The sequence below is a fragment of the Neisseria sp. P0018.S001 genome (assembly GCF_051957355.1).
In the GTDB taxonomy this organism is placed as follows: domain Bacteria; phylum Pseudomonadota; class Gammaproteobacteria; order Burkholderiales; family Neisseriaceae; genus Neisseria; species Neisseria subflava_A.
Genome location: NZ_JBQCWN010000001.1, coordinates 248,172 through 265,602 on the forward strand (window position 1 = coordinate 248,172; position 17,431 = coordinate 265,602).

A 17,431-nucleotide genomic window follows, 5' to 3' on the forward strand; every position below is an offset into this window, starting at 1 on the left:
TGTTATCTTATTTTTATCGGGCCGTCTGAAATTTGATTGCAGGATTTTTCATTGCTCATGACTGCTTTTACAAAGAATTAAGTTTTTTGGAATAGATTGTTTTTACAATGCGGTTTTATTTTGGTTGGATGGATATCGTCATGAACCGTTTTCTTCAGACTTTGATTGTGACCGCGCCGATGGTGATTGCCGCGCCTTATGTGGCGGCGGAAACGCATCCTGCGCAAAAGCAGATGCAGCAGAACATTGATGCCGTGTTGAAAATTGCACGCAATACGTCTTTGACAGAAGCGCAGCGTGTGAAACAGGTTGAGCAGTATGCTGACCGTTATCTGGATTATGAACGTATTTCGGCTCTGGCTGTCGGTGCGCCATGGCGTGAATTTTCTGCCAAACAGAAAACCGATTTTATCCGTGCATTCAAAGATATGGTGATTGCGATGTACTCGCATTCTGCACTGATTGGTGCGGCGGATGCGAATGTGCGCTTGTTGCCGAAGATGACGGCAAACGGTAATAAGTTTGACGTTTTCTCGGAAATTCAGACCAAAAAAGGCACTAAGTATGAAGTGGCCTACCAGCTTTACCAAAGCGGCGGTGCGTATAAGATTTACAACATCCGCGTGGACGGTACCAGCCTGGTAACGGTATACCGCAACCAATTTGGTGAGCTGATTAAGAGCAAAGGCATTGATGGTACGATTGCAACTGTTGAAGCCAAGGGCTTGAAGAAACAATAAGGCAGATTGAGAAAAAGGCCGTCTGAATATTCAGACGGCCTTTTTGTGTTACGGGCTGATTAAGCACGTTTGCGGAATTCGCCAGTACGGGTATCGATTTCGATTTTGTCACCGTTTTCGATATAAGACATCACTTGGATTTCAGTGCCGCCGACCAGACGCGCGGTTTTCATCACTTTACCGGAGGTATCGCCTTTAACGGCAGGCTCGGTGTATTCAACTTCGCGAACGATGATGGTAGGCAATTCTACGGAGATTGGGTTGCCTTCGTAGAAAGTGACTTCGCATACATCTTCCATGCCGTCAACGATGAATTTCAACGCGTCGCCGATGTTGTCGGCTTCGATTTCGTATTGGTTGAATTCTTCGTCCATGAAGACGTACATTGGGTCGGCAAAGTAGCTGTAAGTACAGTTTTTACGGGCCAAGATTACGACGTCGAATTTGTCGTCGGCTTTGTAAATGCTTTCAGAAGCGGCACCGGTCAGCAGGTTTTTCAGTTTCATGCTGACTTTGGCGGAAGAGCGACCGCCTTTGATGTATTCGGTTTTTTGAACAACCATAGGGTCGTTGCCAACCATGAATACGTTGCCGGCGCGCAGTTCTTGTGCTGTTTTCATTGTAGTTTTCCAATCAAATCGGTTGTAATAAAACGCGCTATTTTAGCGTATTTTTTTGTGCTTTGAAATAAAGGCGGCAAGTTTTTCAACGGCACTTTTTTGGGCAAAAAGTCCGTCCCGCCATTTTGCCGCGCTTTGGCGCCATTCATTTTGGTGTGCAGCTAGGATTTGCCATGCCTGCAGGCGTTGGCTGTCGCTGAGTGCTTCTCCGTTGTTGAGTTCGTCGGAAAGGAGGCAGTGTGCCGTGGCGACAACATCCGGATAAACCTGATGCGCTTTGTTCCAAAACGCGTGCAGTTTGTCGAGATGGATATTTTCTTCTTGCGGGTAGATGTGCCAAAAGAAAGGCTTTCCGGCGAGCTGGGTGCGAACAAAGCTGTCTTCGCCGCGTATGACGGCGCCGTCGGCAAGATTGAGCAGTTTATCGAAATCCTGTTGGGGGACAAAAGGGATTTTGATAAGGGTAACGTGTTCGCTCTGATACACATCGCCGTTTTCAAGCAGGGCATTTTTCGGCACTAGGCCGCTGTTTTTCAGGCTGGCGATGATTTGTGTACCTGCCAGCAGCAGGGTAATGGGTAGTTGGTCGGCCTGTTGCCACATGGTCAGCCATTTTGCCCAAATATCGCTTTGATAGCCGAAAAGCAGCCATTCGGGCGCATTTTTTGCGGGAAGTTTGAGTTGTCGGCGTAAGGCTTCCGTATCAAATCCGGCAGATTCGGCGTAATTGCATTCGCGCAGCAGGCCGCCGCTTTTTGCGCTAAAACCCATAAACCAAAAATATTTCTGTATGCCGCCGGCTTGGGGCGAGGGCATTAAGTGCAGCCTTTCGTTGCTACCTTCCGCGCTGAGGTATTCCCAGTTAAGCCAAAGCGGTCGGTGTCGGCGGATGATGGTTTGAACGTTGTCGGGCAGTTCGCAGGCGAAGGTTTCGATGACGATGTTGGGGGTAGGGGCTGTGTCGGTATCTTCGGCGTGGTCGGCTTGCCAAGCGTGAATGCCGATGCCTTGATGGATGTTGGGAATTGAGGCCAAGTCAGGGCAGAGTGCCTGAAGGGACGGGAAGTCGTCTGTCCATAAATGAATTTGCCAGCCGAGTTCGCGTTGCAAAATACGCGCCAGCCGCCATGAAACGCCGATGTCGCCGAAGTTGTCGATGACGTTGCAGAAAATCCAGCAGGTATAAGGTGGGGTGGTGTTCATGGAAAAAATATGCCCAAGGCCGTCTGAAAACATCAGAATGCGCCGAAATAGTGAAACAAATAAACAATCAGCAAAACAATCGGAATAAACATCCATATGCTTTGCCGTTTCAATTCGGGCTCTTGTTTTAGGTGGTGTTTGATGACGTCAAAGAGGATGAATTTGAATAGGAACGTGGCTTCGCAGGCAAGGATGATGCCGTTGATGAGGTGTTGCGTTTTGTCTTCGGGCGGGTTGAGGGCAAACCACAAAAGGGTGGCGAGCGGAATCAGGCAGACAACGAGCCAGCGCAGAAGGATGGGTTTGGACATGGTGTGTGTGCAAGAAATAAAAAGGGCATTATACCCTGTCGTCTTTCAGACAAGTGCAAATCAGGCTATCATTCGTTTTATTTGAAGCGAACATTTATCCCTATGCAAACCCAAGCCATCATCCGCCATATTGTTCAATGGCTCAAAGATTACGCCGAGCAGGCGCGTGCCAAAGGTTTTGTCGTCGGCGTATCCGGCGGCATCGATTCTGCCGTGGTTTCCACACTTGCCGCGCAAACCGGTTTGTCGGTTTTGTTGTTGGAAATGCCGATTCGTCAGAAATCCGACCAAGTAAACCGCGCGCAAGAACACATGGGCCGTCTGAAACAGCGTTATCCGAATGTAAAAGCGCAAAGCGTTGATTTGACTCCGGCGTTCGATACGTTTGCCGATACCGTTGACGTCAGCGAAACCGAATTTTCCAATAAACAGCTGGCACTGGCCAATGCACGCAGCCGCCTTCGCATGACGACGCTGTATTATTACGGCCAGTTGCATGGTTTGTTGGTGGCGGGGACGGGCAACAAAATTGAAGATTTCGGCGTCGGTTTCTTCACCAAATACGGCGACGGCGGCGTGGACATCAGCCCGATTGCCGATTTGACCAAAACTCAGGTGTACGCGTTGGCAGCCGAGTTGGATGTATCGGAGGATATTCAAAAAGCCGTACCGACGGACGGACTTTGGGATACCGAGCGTACCGATGAAGAACAAATGGGCGCATCTTATCCCGAACTCGAATGGGCGATGAGTGTGTACGACAGCCACAAGCCTGAAGATTTTGAAGGCAGACAGCGCGAAGTTTTGGCAATCTATACCCGATTGCACAAAGCCATGCAGCACAAAGTCAATCCGATTCCGGTTTGCAAGATTCCGGAAGAGCTGTTTTAAATTTGAACATCAAAAGGCCGTCTGAAAACGCTGGATTAAGGTTTTCAGACGGCCTTTTATATTTTATTTCAATAAGAATTAGGAATATGCTTGAAAAACAGCATCATCAGATACCAAAACAGCGTAGCGGCCGCCGCGCCCAGCAATACCCACGCGCTGATTTTGGCGATTTCCCGAATGGTGCGCTTTTGTTTGCGGCTGAACAAACGGTTCACAATCAATGCCGCTATGGCGCAAAAGAAAAAAAATCGCAAAAGCCTGCCTATCATTCTACATCCTCTCAAAAATATTGCCTCTAATTAGGGCAGGCCGTCTGAAGCCTCATGCACAAAACAAAAACGAAACGTTATAATACCCCTTTTGCCGCTTCACTTGGAAATTACAAATGACAACAAATGCCTCAGTGGGCATTGTAACGCCCCAGAAAATCCCGTTTGACACACCGCTTGCTCTGGAAAACGGCAAAACCTTACCTCGTTTCGACCTGATGATTGAAACCTACGGTACGCTCAATGCCGACAAAAGTAATGCCGTCCTTATCTGCCACGCCCTGTCAGGCAATCATCACGTTGCCGGCAAGCACAGTGCGGAGGATAAATACGCCGGCTGGTGGGACAATATGGTCGGCCCCGGCAAACCCATCGATACCGAACGCTTTTTCGTTGTCGGTTTGAACAACTTGGGCGGCTGCGACGGCAGTACCGGCCCTTTGTCCGAAAATCCTGAAACCGGCCGCGAATATGGCGCGGATTTCCCCGTCGTAACCGTCAAAGACTGGGTGAAGTCCCAATCCATGCTTGCCGATTATCTCGGCATTCAAAAATGGGCGGCCATTGTCGGCGGCAGTTTGGGCGGTATGCAGGCATTGCAATGGACGATTTCTTTGCCTGAACGCGTTGCCCACGCGCTCGTCATCGCTTCTGCGCCTAAACTTTCCACTCAAAACATCGCGTTTAACGATGTTGCCCGTCAGGCCATTTTGACCGATCCCGATTTCCATGAAGGCAATTACCGCAGCCATCATACCGTTCCTTCACGCGGTTTGCGTATCGCGCGCATGATGGGGCACATTACCTATCTTGCCGAAGATGGCTTGGGTAAAAAATTTGGCCGTGATTTAAAATCAGACGGTTATCAATACGGCTACGGTGTTGAATTTGAAGTGGAATCTTATCTTCGCTATCAAGGCGACAAGTTTGTCGGCCGCTTTGATGCCAACACTTATCTGCTGATGACCAAGGCGCTTGACTACTTCGACCCGGCCGCAGATTACGGCCACAACCTCACGCGCGCCGTGGAGAATGTGCAGGCCAAATTCTTTGTTGCCAGCTTCAGTACCGACTGGCGCTTCTCGCCGCAACGTTCGCATGAATTGGTCAAGGCATTAATCGCCGCGCAAAAATCCGTGCAGTACATTGAAGTCAAATCCAATCACGGCCACGATGCCTTCTTGATGGAAGACGAAGCCTATATCCGCGCGGTTGCCGCTTATATGAACAACGTTTACAAGGACTGCCAAAAATGAATCTGCGCGACGATTTGCAACTCATTTACGATTGGATACCCGAAGGCAGCCGAGTACTTGATTTAGGCTGCGGCGACGGCGAGCTGTTGGCTGCGTTGGTGGAACATAAAAATTGCACCGGCTACGGTGTTGAAATCGATACCGATAGCGTGATTGCTGCTATATCCCGCGGTGTGAACGTCATTCAAGCCGATTTGGAAGAAGGTTTGGTGGCTTTTGGTGATCAAAGTTTTGATGTGATTGTCTTGAGCCAAACCATTCAGGCGATGCAGAACACGGAAAAAATCCTGCGCTGCCTGATGCGCGTGGCCAAGCAGGCTATTGTCAGCTTCCCTAACTTCGGCTACTGGCGCAACCGCTTTCAAATCGCGGTCGGCGGCCATATGCCGGTTTCCGAGCGGATGCCGTATCATTGGTACGATACGCCCAATATCCATTGGTGTACCCTCAAAGACTTTGATTTGCTGTGTGCCAAAAATAAAATCCGCGTGCTTGAGCGTGCGGTCATGACGGGCAACCGGCAGGTCAAACATCTGCCGAATTTATTGGGCAGCCTGGCGTTTTATCGCGTAGGTTGATTGCGGTTATCAATAAAGGCCGTCTGAACAGGTAATCACGAAAGCATGGCTTTTGCGGATAGCTGTTCAGACGGCCTTTTATTGTTAAAGTCGGTTTAAGCCTGTTTCAATTTTTCCAACAAGGCCAAACTGCCGGCATCGACCAGACGGTAGGTTTCGTCAAAGTCGCCCGTGTACCACGGATCGGGAACGTGGTTGTACCCTGAATCGGGGATAAGGTCGGTCAGTTTGAAGATTTTGCCAGGGTGGAAACCGAGCTGCTTTTCAGTTTCTCTGAGGTTGTTGTCGTCCATCACGATGATGTAGTCGAAATGCTCGGCATCGCTGGGTTTGATTTTGCTGCTGGTAAAGCCTGACGGGTCGATGCCGTGTTGCTTGAGTGCGCGGCGCGTGCCTTCGTGCATGTCTTCTCCGTCGTGCCAACCTGATGTGCCTACGCTGGCAGTAATGACAGCATTGCCCATGCCTGCTTCGCGGGCGCGATGGCGCAGGACGTATTCGGCCATGGGGGAGCGGCAGATGTTGCCGAGGCAGACGAAAAGGATTTTGTGGGTTTTCATATGCGTGAAAATGAGCGGTAAGGTTTGAAAATCAATGCAACACGTTAAACCGTTTTCAGACGGCCTTGGCGTGTTGCATTTTCAATTTAGTTTACATTGCTGAAGAAAGGATTATGGCCTTCCAGTTTCAACGCTTGGGCATAAGTCGGGATGTTCTCGTTTTCGCCCAATGGGTTGTGCAGCAGGTAGAGGTGCTCGATTCGGCATTCGGCCATCAGGTCGAGGAAGTTTTGCTGAACGATGGCGATATTGTCGGTTGAAGCCAGCTCCCAAGTGAAGGTCTGTGGAACGATTTCAAACGCGCTGTCTGTCGCGTTGAAGCTGAACTGGAGCTTGCCGTCCGCCTTGGCTGCGGCAACAACGCCGACACGCGGGCTTTGCATACGGATGGCGCGGATGGCGTTGGTGGCAAAAACGTCCATGGCCATGCGTTGGCGGGTGTGGTTGCCATCGGTCAGCGCGTCAAGCGGCGTATTGGGCGAGAGCGGGTTAGTAAAGAGGGTAACGCCGTCGAGGGCGAGATGCTCTTGCCAAACCTGCATCAATGGCAGGCCTGCCTGTTGCAGGTTTAGACCCAAGGCCGTCTGAATGTCTTTATTGCCGTAGCCCAGCGCGTAAACAACATGGACGGATTGACCTTCGGGCAGCGTCAATGGTTTGTATTCGAATTTTTGCAGGAATGCGCCTGCCACTTCATCGTTTTGCTTGGCTTGGAACCATTCGCCCGGGGTAACGCTGCTCAAATCGGTCGATTGGACGAGGTAAGGCAGCCATTGCGTGTTTTGCGTGAGGGCACGCAGGTTGGGGTAGTTTTGCAGGCAGGCGAAGAGGGCTTCGGTAGGCAGCGTAAGCGGCAGGGTTTGTTCTTTTTTGCAACCGGCGACCAAAACGACAGGCAGGGCAAACCATTGGGCTTCGTTATCGTTTTCTGCCTTCAGGACTTCGCCCACGCTTTGAATCAGGCTGGTGTAAGTGCCGACATCGGGCGCCATGGTCATCGCCAATGAAAGGTTGATGTAATGGTTTTGGCTGAGCATGGTGCGGATTTCGGTTTGAAGTTGGCCGGCCGAAAGCTTGCGTGATGCGGAGGAGGAGTTGTGCGCCAGCTGATAGGCATTGAGCAGAAGGTAGTTTTTGATAGGGCTCTGCGGATAAGGGCGGGTATCTGGAAGAACAAAGGTTTTCATGACGGTTTGAAGTGTTGTGTTGTAAGTGTGGCGATTATAGCAATTTAGTCAGTCGGTGTGCTTGTTAATACATGAAATTCAAATGACGGCAGGGTGTGTGCTTCATTTTTATGCAGTTTCAGTGTCGGTATTTTGAGGCTGAAGAGGATGGTGCCCGATGTGTTATAATCCATGACCAAACATAATTCAGAAAGGAACAAAATCATGCGCTTGCTTCATACTATGCTGCGTGTCGGCAATCTCGAACGCTCTTTGGATTTCTATCAAAACGTATTGAATATGCAACTGCTGCGCCGCCGCGATTATCCTGAAGGCCGTTTTACTTTGGCTTTTGTCGGTTATGGCGATGAAGCGGATCATACTGTTTTGGAACTGACCCACAACTGGGATACCGAGTCTTACAACTTGGGCGATGCTTACGGCCACATCGCGATTGAAGTCGATGATGCTTACGCCGCGTGCGAACGTGTCAAAGAAATGGGTGGCAAAGTGGTACGCGAAGCCGGTCCGATGAAACACGGCACGACTGTGATTGCGTTTGTCGAAGATCCGGACGGCTACAAAATTGAATTTATTCAAAAGAAAAGTGGTAGCGATTCGGTACAATATTCATCTTAAGACATAAGATAATGGAAAAGGCCGTCTGAACATTCAGACGGCCTTTTTTTGATCAGCCCAACTGTTTTTGCTTTTCGCTCAACAGGGCGTGTACGTGAAGCGCGGTAGCATAGCGGTCTTCTCCCGCTTCAATCGGATCGAGGAAATGCAGCTCGACCATGCTGGAAGGTTGGCTGATGACCATGCAGATGGATTGCCAGAGGCTGATGTCGCCGTAGTAGGCAGTGTGCGGATTGGGGCTGCTGCCGTCCGGATTCGGATAGCGGCAGAGTGCCGGAATAATCGGTACGCCTGCATCATAGGCCGTCTGAAAAAAGCTGGGTTTGAACGGCAGGATTTCACGGCCTTCGGTACTGGTACCTTCGGGAAAAATAGTGACGGTATCGCCGTTTTTCAGTGCTTCGGTTACGCCGGCGATTTTGGCGGAATTGCCTTTGATGCCGCGGTTGCGCGAAACGTAAACCGTTTGCGCCTGTGTGGCGAGATAACCGACCACAGGCCATTTGGCCACATCGTCTTTAGCCACAAAACGGCCGGGGAAAGCACCGTTGACCGCCATAATGTCCAACCATGAAATATGGTTGCTGATAAGCATCTGGCCGCGGCCTTCTTGCGGCGGCGTGCCGAAAGTTTGCAGTTTCATGCCGCAGGAAGCGAGCACGCGCAGCGACCATAATTGGATCGCGCGCAGTTTGCGTTTGCTGCTGTAAAAGGGAAACAGAAAAAACATTTCGGCCATGCCGTACAAAAGGCAGCCGGCAATGCAGAGAAGACGGAAGATAAAACGGATTTTGGTAGTCATTGTGTGTGTTTTTTTTATAAAGATTAGGCAGGCCGTCTGAAGTTTCAGACGGCCTTTTATTATGAATCGGTTTTAGGGGCAAAACGCTGCAAGTAGCGGTCGGAAAGGTGGCTGATGTCCATCATGATCAGCACATCTGCGCAGTTGAATGCTTCATCGACGCAAGGCTCGCCACAGAACCACGCGCCTGCTTTGAGATAGCCTTTGATCAGGGCGGGCACAGGCGGATTTTCAGACGGCGTGATGCTGTCCCATTTGAGCGGGTTGAGCGGTTTGACGCGCCATTGTGCCGGAGCAAGGTATTTGTCTTTCAAAGTATGATACAGGCCGGCCGCATCGTTGCCGCCGTCGCGCATTTCGATACTGCCGCAACCAATCATAAAGCGCAGGTTTTCGTCTTTCATGAATTTGACCAAACCGGTCCATAACAGCATGACCAAGCCGCCGTTGCGGTAGTCCGGGTGGGTGCAGGCACGGCCGAGTTCGACGGTTTGCGGCAGGATATCTTTCAAAGGTTCAAGGTCGAATTCATGCTCGCTGTACCAGCCGCCGACTTTTTTTGCGGTTTCTTCGGTAATCAGGCGGTAACAGCCGATTACCTCGCCGGTTGCATCGTCAAACGCGAGCAAGTGGTGGCAATGCTCATCATAAGGATCGACATCGCGGCCGTCATCGCTTTCGATTTCCGCACCCAATTCTTGGGCAAAAACCTGATAGCGCAATCTTTGGGCGGCTTCGATTTCAGCTTGGGTTTCTGCAAGGCGTACGCTCAGGCCGATTTTGGGGCCCGTTTGATTGAAACGGCTGGGGGACATGATGTTTCCTGTTTGAAGAAAATGGCTGATTATAGCGGATATACGGACAGATTTATATTGATTTGCTTTGCGGTAGGGCAAATTATGTCGGGTTGTTGGAAAAAGGCTTCAGGCCGTCTGAAACTGATGGTTGTTTAGAAAGATGGCCAGGAACATTTGCCAGGATGTTTGAAATTTATGACACAAATCAAAATATTTATCCAAACTATTTAATATAAGAATAAAAATATATACAATATAACTAGTTCAAAAGTATTAATTTGATTGAACGAGATATTTTTAATATTTAAAAAATGGAGAATATAAAGATGAAACTAAATGTATCGCTCAGTCCTTTGTGTTTGGCTTTAGCGCTTTTTTTCGGTACTGCGTATGCGGACGGAGGTATTAATGTGGCTCAGGTCAAAAGGCTTGCGGAAAGATGGCAGGCCGACAGTCAGCAAAAAGAGTCGGCAGTAGCCGCTCAAATCAATCAGATACGCGCTGAAACACGCGTAGAAATGAAAAAACTGGAAGACCGTGCTGATGCCGGCTCTGCCGCTGCGATTGCGGTGGGTAATCTGGGACAAGCTTATCAGCCGGGACAGGGTGCGGTATCCATTGGCAGCGGCGTTTGGCGCGGAAAGGCCGGTTTTGCTGTCGGAGTGTCGAAAGTATCCGCCAGCGGCAAATGGCTGGTGAAAGGTTCGGCTGTTGGCGCATCTAAGGGTGGTGCAGGCGGTGGAGCCAGCGTAACTTATCTGTGGTAGAAAATTTCAGATGGCCTTGAATGTTGAGGCCGTCTGAATTTGGTATGCGAAGCGGTAGAAGCGTAAAATCAACGTTTTTACCGCTTTTTTATTATGGAAACCTCTTTCCTGCTTGCCGGAAAAATTACCGAGCTGACGCTGATTGTTTTGATGGGCGTGGCCTTGGTGAAGGCCGGGCTGTTGAAATCGGAAAACAGCTACACGCTCTCCGTCATCGCGCTTTACCTGATCAGCCCGTCCGTCATGATTCACGCTTTTCAGATGGATAATACGCCGCAGATTATCGAAGGGCTGAAGCTTTCCGTCATGCTGGCGGTGTTTTTCCATGTGGTACTGATTGTTCTGGGCAGGTTGTTTAAGCACTTGTTCAAACTCGATGCGCTCGAACACGCGGCGACGGTGTACAGCAATTCGGGCAACCTGATTATCCCTTTGGTAATGTCGGTCTTTGGTGCGGAATGGGTGATTTACACCAGCGGTTTTATCATGGTGCAGACGTTTTTATTTTGGACGCATCTGCGCCTGTTGATTTGCGGCCGAGGCAATGTGGCTTGGAAAACCATTCTTACCAATATCAACATCTTATCTATGCTAGTCGGGTTGCTGATGTTTACCTTCCAAATCAAGCTGCCGCATATTGTCGATAATACTTTGGCGACGGTGGGCAGTATGATTGGCCCAGTTGCCATGTTGGTGGCGGGCATGCTTTTGGCTTCTCTGCCGTTGCGCTCGATTATGTGGACGCCAAGGCTTTATCTTGTTGCTTTTTTAAGGCTGATTTTGATTCCGGTATTATTGCTTTTTGCCGTCAAAGTCTGCGGTTTTGCCCATCATGATGCGCATGCGGATACGGTTGTTTTAATCAGCTTTTTGGCAACGACTTCGCCTGCAGCTGCGACGGTTACCCAAATGGCGGTTGTTTACGGCAAAAATGCCCAAAAAGCCAGCGCGATTTATGGACTGACGACCTTGCTTTGTGTGGTAACCATGCCGGTGATGATTGCGTTATATCGTTGGATTATTTAAGAAAAGGGCAGGCCGTCTGAAACTTTGACTTTATGTTTCAGACGGCCTGTTTGGTATTTTAATTTTGAAAATAACTTTTATTATCAATTAATTAAGCAATTAAAAAACTATACAAAGCCGCAAGCAGCGTGTATCCTTATGCCTAACATTCATCCAATATCAATCTTTAAAGGAACACAGCCATGACCGACTTTACCGTTTGGGAAACCGCACCTTTCAATTCCACCATTGACCATATTTTGCAGCGTTACCACAATGTCCACCGCGCCCAGTTTGAAGAGTTGGTTCCGCTGGCGCAAAAAGTGGCGCAGGTTCATGCTGATACTTTCCCTGCCGAAGTTCCTGATTTGTTGGCCTATATGCAAAACGAGCTGTTGATGCACATGATGAAAGAGGAGCGCATGTTGTTCCCAATGATTAATCAGGGCGTGGGTCGTGGCGCGGCAATGCCCATCAGCGTGATGATGCACGAGCATGAAGAACACGACCAAGCCATCGCGCGTTTGGAAGAATTGACCAACAATTTTGAGCTTCCCGAAGGCGCTTGCGGCAGCTGGACCCGTTTGTACACTTTGGCCAAAGAGATGGTGGATGATTTGAAAGACCATATCCATTTGGAAAATGAGATTTTGTTCCACCGCGTTTTGGCTTCTTAAAAATTTGAGCTTAATCAAGGCCGTCTGAATGTTCAGACGGCCTGTTGTTTAATCCCTTGCTAATTTAGTGCAATGGTTCTAAAATTTTAACAAAGAAACAAAATTAGGCAGTAAAGGCACACATCCGTTCTTTTGTTTACTTGAGAAGGAGTTTATGAATGAAACATTCTAAAGTTTTACTATCGGGTATTCTGTTTGTTGCTCTGACTGCGTGCGCCCAAACGACGGACGGCAGCTGGAGCGCCTTGCAGGATACGAAAACAGGCGTGCAGTCGCGGCCTTATTATGAATTTGGCAATGTGGTTCAGAAGATTTCTTTTAAGAAAACCGGCAATCCGGAAAATGGTCTGAAAAAGCCTGTCTTGACTGTGTATCGTCAGGGCAAGCTGTTGGGAGAAGCATATAATTTGGAAGCCTCTCATGGCACCCCCTTGTTGCCAACCCTGTTTTTGGTAAACGGCAAGTCATTAAATATCAATGACGGCAACGATAGAAAACTATTGGCTTCTGCTAAGAGAATCGATTTTTACGATTTCGGACGTGGTCGGATCGGACATGCGATCTTTACCGCGCCTAACGGCATCTGTCAGGATATGAAACACGGCAAAGGCGTTTCCTACAAGCTGGTTACCAACTATGTTAATTTTCCGGATTATCCTTCACCTGAAAATATCTTGATTATTACTGCGCAAGGCAAATATGAGCAAGACGGGTTTATATTGGATTCCACTGAGTCAAGAGTGACCAGTGCCAATAAAGAGTTTGCCAGAAAATATGGTGAAGCCCTGAAATCCAAGAATGGCCCTGAGACCAGACAGGTGAATATGGCTAATGCAGCCAGTGCGGAAAAAGGCAGACTGTTGGCTGATTATGTATGTAGGTGATGAAATCAAAGGCCGTCTGAAATTCAGACGGCCTTTTTGAATCATGAATGCATTTCTTGTTCAAACGACAGCAGAATCTGTTTTACTTCATCCGCTTCTTTGACGGCGCGGATGCGGTCAAACAATACCTGCGCCTGTTCAAACTCTTTTTTCATCATGCCCAGCCATTGTTTCAAACGGGCAACTGGATATTTGTTGTTGGCTTCTTTGGAAAGGCATAAGTCGAAGAATTGGACTATCCATGAGGAGACTTCGGCAAAGTCAGTGTCTTTGACTGTTTCGCCGTTTTCATATTGTTTGATTTGCCGAGCCAAGTCGGGGCGGATAACCGCGCCGCGCCCGAGCATCACGCTGTCGCAGCCGCTGACGGTTTTAATGTCGAGATAGTCTTGAAGGCTGAATACATCGCCGTTGGCGGTAACGGGAATACTGACTGCATCGCGGATTTTGCGCACCCATTCCCAATGTGCCGGCGGTTCGTAGCCTTCGACTTTGGTGCGCGCATGGACGGTCAACGCGCATGCGCCGCCGTTTTCAATCGCAGAAGCGCATTCCAATGCCAGACTTTTGTCTTCATAACCGAGCCGCATCTTGGCAGTCAACGGAATGTATTGCGGCAGGCGTTGGCGCAGGGTGTGGACGATGTGGTAAATCAAGTCCGGCTCTTTGAGCAAGACCGCACCGCCTTTGTGTTTATTGACTGTCGGCGCGGGGCAGCCGAAGTTGAGGTCGATTTTGTCCGCACCGAAACGCACGGCTTCCAAAGCGTTGACGGCCATGTTTTCCGCATCGCTGCCCAAAAGCTGGACAGTACAGGGCGTGCCGGCCGGCGTGCGGTTGGCATGGGCGATTTCGGGAACATATTTAAGCCAAGTGGCGCGTGAGTGGACCGTGTGCGTAATGCGGACAAATTCGCTGACGCATTCGTCAAATCCGCCGATACGCGTCAACAGGTCGCGCATCACATCGTCCACCAGCCCCTGCATGGGGGCAAGAATAAGCTGCATGGGTCAGGCCGTCTGAAAAAAAGGAGGACATATTGTAGCGGTATATCGGTTAAAATACAGCTTCCTTTTTCAGACGGCCTTTTTATGATGTACACAATTCCGGCAACCGCCGCCATGTTGGTAAAAAATTCAGAACGTTATCTTTCAGAAGTTTTGAGTGCGCTGAAAGACTTTGACGAAGTCCTGCTGTTGGACAACGGCTCGACCGACCGTACTTTTGAAATTGCCAAGGGCTTTCCCAATGTCAGCTATTACAAGCATGACTTTATCGGGTTTGGCCCGATGAAAAATCTGGCGGCCAGACTGGCGCAAAACGATTGGATTTTCAGCATAGACAGCGATGAAGTGGCGGATGAGGCTTTAATCGAATCCATTCATGGGGCCGTTTTGGAAAATGAGAAGGAACATATTTTTTCGCTTTCCCGTCTGAACCATTACCACGGCAGACTGATTAAAGGCTGCGGTTGGTATCCGGATATTATTCCACGCCTTTATCATCGCAGATTTACCCGTTTTTCCGACCGTCAGGTGCATGAATCTTTGGTGTTGCCGCAGGAAGCTAAGATTAAACAACTTGATGGCCGTCTGAAACATTATTCTTTTGAAAACGCCGAAGGGCTGATTCAGAAAATGCAGCAGTACAGTTCGCTGTATGCGGAAGAAAACCGCTTCAAGAAAGACAGTTCGCCGTTTAAGGCTTTGCTGCATGGCGGCGTATCGTTTGTGAAAAATTACCTGCTCAAGCGCGGTTTTGCCTATGGGGCGGACGGGCTGACGATTTCAGTTTCCAATGCACAAGGTTCGTATTACAAATATGTCAAACTCTACGAGCGCAACCGCACGATAACCGTCTCCCTCATCATCACCACTTACAACCGCCCTGATGCTCTGGAGCTGGTGTTGAAATCGGCTTTATCGCAAACCCGTCTGCCGGATGAGATTATTGTCGCAGATGACGGCTCAAGGCAGGAAACCACCGAAGTGGTTGATTTTATCCGCCGTAGGACAAGCATTCCGATCAAACATTCATGGCAGCCGGATAGAGGCTTTCGTGCCGCCGAATCGCGCAACCGTGCGCTGGCGCAGGCGAAAAGCGATTATATTGTGTTGATTGACGGCGATATGGTTTTGGATCCGTCTTTTATCGCCGATCATTTGAAGATTGCCCGCAAAGGACGTCTGATACAGGGTTCCCGCGTGATTTTGACTAAGGATAAAACGCAGGATATTTTAGACGAAGGCGATTTGCCTGCCTTGTCTATGTTCAGCTCGGGAATAGAAAAACGGCTGTCCGCCCTGCGCTGCCGTTGTTTGGCCAAATTGGCAGGCCGAAAAGGCAACCGCAAGCACAAAGGCATCAAAACCTGCAATATGGGTTTTTTCCGCAGCGATGCGCTTGCCGTCAATGGGTTTGACAATAGCTTTGTCGGTTGGGGCAGGGAAGACAGCGAATTTGTCGCCCGTTGCTATCATAACGGTATGAAACGCCATAATTTGAAATTTGCCGGCATTGCGTACCACCTCTGGCACAATGAGGCAGAACGCGATTCATTGCCGCAAAACGATGCCTTGTTGGAGGCAACGTTGTCGGAACGCAAAATCCGCTGTGTCCATGGCGTATCGGATTTTGTAAAAGATGAAGAAGTAGCCGGAAAATAGCCTTATCATCTTTTTAAATCATAGAGGCCGTCTGAAAATCTTCAGACGGCCTTTTTTGTGTTTTTAAAAACCTAGCGGTTAAATGAGAATATTATTTATTTGATATAGATCAGTATGTATAATTAGGTAAAGTATGGTTATGGAAGAGGGTTTACTCTATAATCCAACCGTTTGTAATTTTATTTCGGCTAAGGCCGGATTTTGGGAGTTGTGATGTCAACTATGTTTTTTATCCAGTTTGCCATTGTGCTGCTGTGTATCCTGATTGGTGCGCAGGTTGGCGGTATTGGTTTGGGCGTGCTCGGCGGTATCGGCTTGGCCGTATTGTCTTTTGGTTTCCATCTTCAGCCGACCAGCCCGCCGATTGATGTGATGCTGATGATTATGGCGGTAGTGTCTGCCGCGGCGGCCATGCAGGCCAGCGGCGGTTTGGACTATATGATTAAGATTGCCACGCGCGTGTTGCACCGCAATCCGAAATACATCACCTTTATCGCGCCGGCGGTAACTTACACCTTCACCGTCTTGGCAGGTACAGGTCATGTGGCTTACTCGGTCTTACCCGTGATTGCCGAAGTCAGCCGTCGCAATGGCATACGTCCTTCCCGTCCGTTGACGATGGCGGTTATCGCTTCCCAATTTGCGATTGTCGCCAGCCCGATTGCCGCCGCCGTTGTTGCTTGCGTCTCCATGCTTGAGCCGCAGCACATTACGATGGCGGACGTGTTGAAAGTCACCGTTCCGTCCACGATTTTGGGTATCGGTTTGGCTTGCGTGTTCGTAAACAAACTGGGCAAAGAATTGAAAGATGATCCGCATTATCAGGCTTTGCTGAAAGACCCGAATTATGTGAAAGAATACATCGATGTGGAGGAACAAAAAACCGACGTCGCCATTTCGCCGAAAGCCAAATTGTCGGTTGGTATTTTCTTGACTGCGGCATTGCTGGTGGTGGTAATGGGTGCATTGCCTGAGTTGCGTCCGGCTTTTGAACACGATGGCGCGATCAAGCCTATGGGTATGGCGCATACGATTGAAATTGTGATGTTGTCTGCTTCTGCGCTGATTATTCTGGCGTGTAAACCCAATGGCGATGCGATTACCCGAGGTTCGGTATTCCATGCCGGTATGCGTGCCGTGATTGCGGTGTTTGGCGTGGCTTGGTTGGGCGATACCTTGATGAACGGCCACTTAACAGAAGTAGAATCGACCGTCAGCCATTTGGTTGAGTCTGCACCATGGACCTTTGCCTTTGCCCTGTTTGTCTTGTCGGTATTAGTCAACAGCCAAGGCGCGACAGTGGCAACGCTATTTCCAATCGCCATCAAACTGGGTATTCCTGCGCCCATCATTATCGGCACATTCGTTGCGGTAAACGGTTATTTCTTCATTCCGAACTACGGCCCGATTATTGCCGCTATCGACTTCGATACAACCGGCTCGACCAAAATCGGCAAATTTATCTTCAACCACAGCTTCATGATTCCGGGCCTGTTGAGCATGGCATTCAGCTTAGCCATCGGTTTGTTGTTGGTTCAGCTGTATTATTGATAGGCTGAAAAATAAAGGCCGTCTGAAATTAAATTTCAGACGGCCTTTT

The 17,431-nt window shown here is 49.2% G+C and carries 20 protein-coding genes; 11 read left to right on the forward strand and 9 right to left on the reverse strand.

The genetic code is table 11. The features are described 5' to 3' along the window. Window positions 1-140 precede the first annotated feature (140 nt). A complete protein-coding gene (locus tag ACTHTJ_RS01180; RefSeq protein WP_070584229.1) occupies window positions 141-740 on the forward strand; it encodes an MlaC/ttg2D family ABC transporter substrate-binding protein in 600 nt (199 codons plus the stop codon). 59 nt (window positions 741-799) lie between these two features. Here ACTHTJ_RS01180 and efp read toward each other — a convergent pair whose 3' ends face one another. The 3 genes from efp to ACTHTJ_RS01195 are packed head-to-tail and all read right to left on the reverse strand — an operon-like array spanning window position 800 to window position 2,874. Then, on the reverse strand, window positions 800-1,360 hold the full coding sequence (gene efp, locus ACTHTJ_RS01185; RefSeq protein WP_070584196.1) for an elongation factor P: 561 nt from the start codon (window positions 1,358-1,360) through the stop codon (window positions 800-802). 42 nt (window positions 1,361-1,402) lie between these two features. Continuing rightward, entirely contained in the window at window positions 1,403-2,563 is a 1,161-nt protein-coding gene (gene earP / locus ACTHTJ_RS01190; protein ID WP_070584230.1) for an elongation factor P maturation arginine rhamnosyltransferase EarP, read from the reverse strand. A gap of 32 nt (window positions 2,564-2,595) precedes the next feature. Beyond that, complete coding sequence (locus tag ACTHTJ_RS01195; protein WP_070584197.1) at window positions 2,596-2,874, reverse strand: hypothetical protein; 279 nt, start codon at window positions 2,872-2,874, stop codon at window positions 2,596-2,598. A gap of 102 nt (window positions 2,875-2,976) precedes the next feature. Between ACTHTJ_RS01195 and nadE the strand changes: the two genes are divergently transcribed. After that, window positions 2,977-3,765 (forward strand): NAD(+) synthase, encoded by a 789-nt coding sequence (gene nadE, locus ACTHTJ_RS01200; protein ID WP_070584199.1) that lies wholly within the window; start codon window positions 2,977-2,979, stop codon window positions 3,763-3,765. Window positions 3,766-3,833: 68 nt separating this feature from the next. Here nadE and ACTHTJ_RS01205 read toward each other — a convergent pair whose 3' ends face one another. Then, the gene (locus ACTHTJ_RS01205; RefSeq protein ID WP_003682450.1) at window positions 3,834-4,034 is read right to left on the reverse strand and encodes a protein MIGRI; all 201 of its coding nucleotides are present in this window, start codon (window positions 4,032-4,034) and stop codon (window positions 3,834-3,836) included. Window positions 4,035-4,150: 116 nt separating this feature from the next. Between ACTHTJ_RS01205 and metX the strand changes: the two genes are divergently transcribed. Together metX and metW are read left to right on the forward strand one after the other, a co-directional pair. After that, complete coding sequence (metX, locus tag ACTHTJ_RS01210; RefSeq protein ID WP_070584201.1) at window positions 4,151-5,290, forward strand: homoserine O-succinyltransferase MetX; 1,140 nt, start codon at window positions 4,151-4,153, stop codon at window positions 5,288-5,290. Continuing rightward, entirely contained in the window at window positions 5,287-5,868 is a 582-nt protein-coding gene (gene metW / locus ACTHTJ_RS01215; RefSeq protein ID WP_004519858.1) for a methionine biosynthesis protein MetW, read from the forward strand. Before metX ends, metW begins: the two co-directional genes overlap by 4 nt. Window positions 5,869-5,963: 95 nt before the next feature. On the opposite strand, the gene ACTHTJ_RS01220 is transcribed toward metW, so the two are convergent. Further along, complete coding sequence (locus ACTHTJ_RS01220) at window positions 5,964-6,428, reverse strand: low molecular weight protein-tyrosine-phosphatase (RefSeq protein ID WP_070460025.1); 465 nt, start codon at window positions 6,426-6,428, stop codon at window positions 5,964-5,966. Between the two features lie 86 nt (window positions 6,429-6,514). Then, window positions 6,515-7,615, reverse strand: coding sequence for a conjugal transfer protein (locus tag ACTHTJ_RS01225; RefSeq protein WP_070584203.1), 1,101 nt, complete (start codon window positions 7,613-7,615; stop codon window positions 6,515-6,517). 204 nt (window positions 7,616-7,819) lie between these two features. Between ACTHTJ_RS01225 and gloA the strand changes: the two genes are divergently transcribed. Then, window positions 7,820-8,233 (forward strand): lactoylglutathione lyase, encoded by a 414-nt coding sequence (gene gloA, locus ACTHTJ_RS01230; protein ID WP_039864394.1) that lies wholly within the window; start codon window positions 7,820-7,822, stop codon window positions 8,231-8,233. A gap of 52 nt (window positions 8,234-8,285) precedes the next feature. On the opposite strand, the gene ACTHTJ_RS01235 is transcribed toward gloA, so the two are convergent. Further along, on the reverse strand, window positions 8,286-9,035 hold the full coding sequence (locus tag ACTHTJ_RS01235) for a lysophospholipid acyltransferase family protein (RefSeq protein ID WP_070584206.1): 750 nt from the start codon (window positions 9,033-9,035) through the stop codon (window positions 8,286-8,288). 59 nt (window positions 9,036-9,094) lie between these two features. Beyond that, window positions 9,095-9,850 carry a GNAT family N-acetyltransferase gene (locus tag ACTHTJ_RS01240; RefSeq protein WP_070584207.1) on the reverse strand — a complete coding sequence of 252 codons (756 nt, stop codon included), beginning with the start codon at window positions 9,848-9,850 and terminating at the stop codon, window positions 9,095-9,097. Window positions 9,851-10,158: 308 nt separating this feature from the next. On the opposite strand from ACTHTJ_RS01240, the gene ACTHTJ_RS01245 reads away from it, so the two are divergent. The 4 genes from ACTHTJ_RS01245 (at window position 10,159) to ACTHTJ_RS01260 (ending at window position 13,165) form a co-directional block, all read left to right on the forward strand. Continuing rightward, window positions 10,159-10,599, forward strand: coding sequence for a YadA-like family protein (locus tag ACTHTJ_RS01245; protein ID WP_070584209.1), 441 nt, complete (start codon window positions 10,159-10,161; stop codon window positions 10,597-10,599). A 93-nt stretch (window positions 10,600-10,692) separates the two neighbouring features. Continuing rightward, window positions 10,693-11,625, forward strand: coding sequence for an AEC family transporter (locus tag ACTHTJ_RS01250; protein WP_070584211.1), 933 nt, complete (start codon window positions 10,693-10,695; stop codon window positions 11,623-11,625). Between the two features lie 182 nt (window positions 11,626-11,807). Further along, window positions 11,808-12,281, forward strand: a complete 474-nt coding sequence (gene dnrN / locus ACTHTJ_RS01255) for an iron-sulfur cluster repair protein DnrN (protein ID WP_004519850.1) — start codon at window positions 11,808-11,810, stop codon at window positions 12,279-12,281. Window positions 12,282-12,439: 158 nt separating this feature from the next. Beyond that, window positions 12,440-13,165 (forward strand): hypothetical protein, encoded by a 726-nt coding sequence (locus tag ACTHTJ_RS01260; RefSeq protein ID WP_070584213.1) that lies wholly within the window; start codon window positions 12,440-12,442, stop codon window positions 13,163-13,165. Window positions 13,166-13,206: 41 nt separating this feature from the next. Here ACTHTJ_RS01260 and ACTHTJ_RS01265 read toward each other — a convergent pair whose 3' ends face one another. Continuing rightward, window positions 13,207-14,172, reverse strand: a complete 966-nt coding sequence (locus ACTHTJ_RS01265; protein WP_070584215.1) for a tRNA dihydrouridine synthase — start codon at window positions 14,170-14,172, stop codon at window positions 13,207-13,209. An 84-nt stretch (window positions 14,173-14,256) separates the two neighbouring features. Between ACTHTJ_RS01265 and ACTHTJ_RS01270 the strand changes: the two genes are divergently transcribed. Both ACTHTJ_RS01270 and ACTHTJ_RS01275 read left to right on the forward strand, forming a co-directional pair. Continuing rightward, window positions 14,257-15,831, forward strand: a complete 1,575-nt coding sequence (locus ACTHTJ_RS01270) for a glycosyltransferase family 2 protein (protein ID WP_070584217.1) — start codon at window positions 14,257-14,259, stop codon at window positions 15,829-15,831. 222 nt (window positions 15,832-16,053) lie between these two features. Beyond that, window positions 16,054-17,382 carry an anaerobic C4-dicarboxylate transporter family protein gene (locus tag ACTHTJ_RS01275; protein WP_070584219.1) on the forward strand — a complete coding sequence of 443 codons (1,329 nt, stop codon included), beginning with the start codon at window positions 16,054-16,056 and terminating at the stop codon, window positions 17,380-17,382. Window positions 17,383-17,431: the final 49 nt, after the last annotated feature.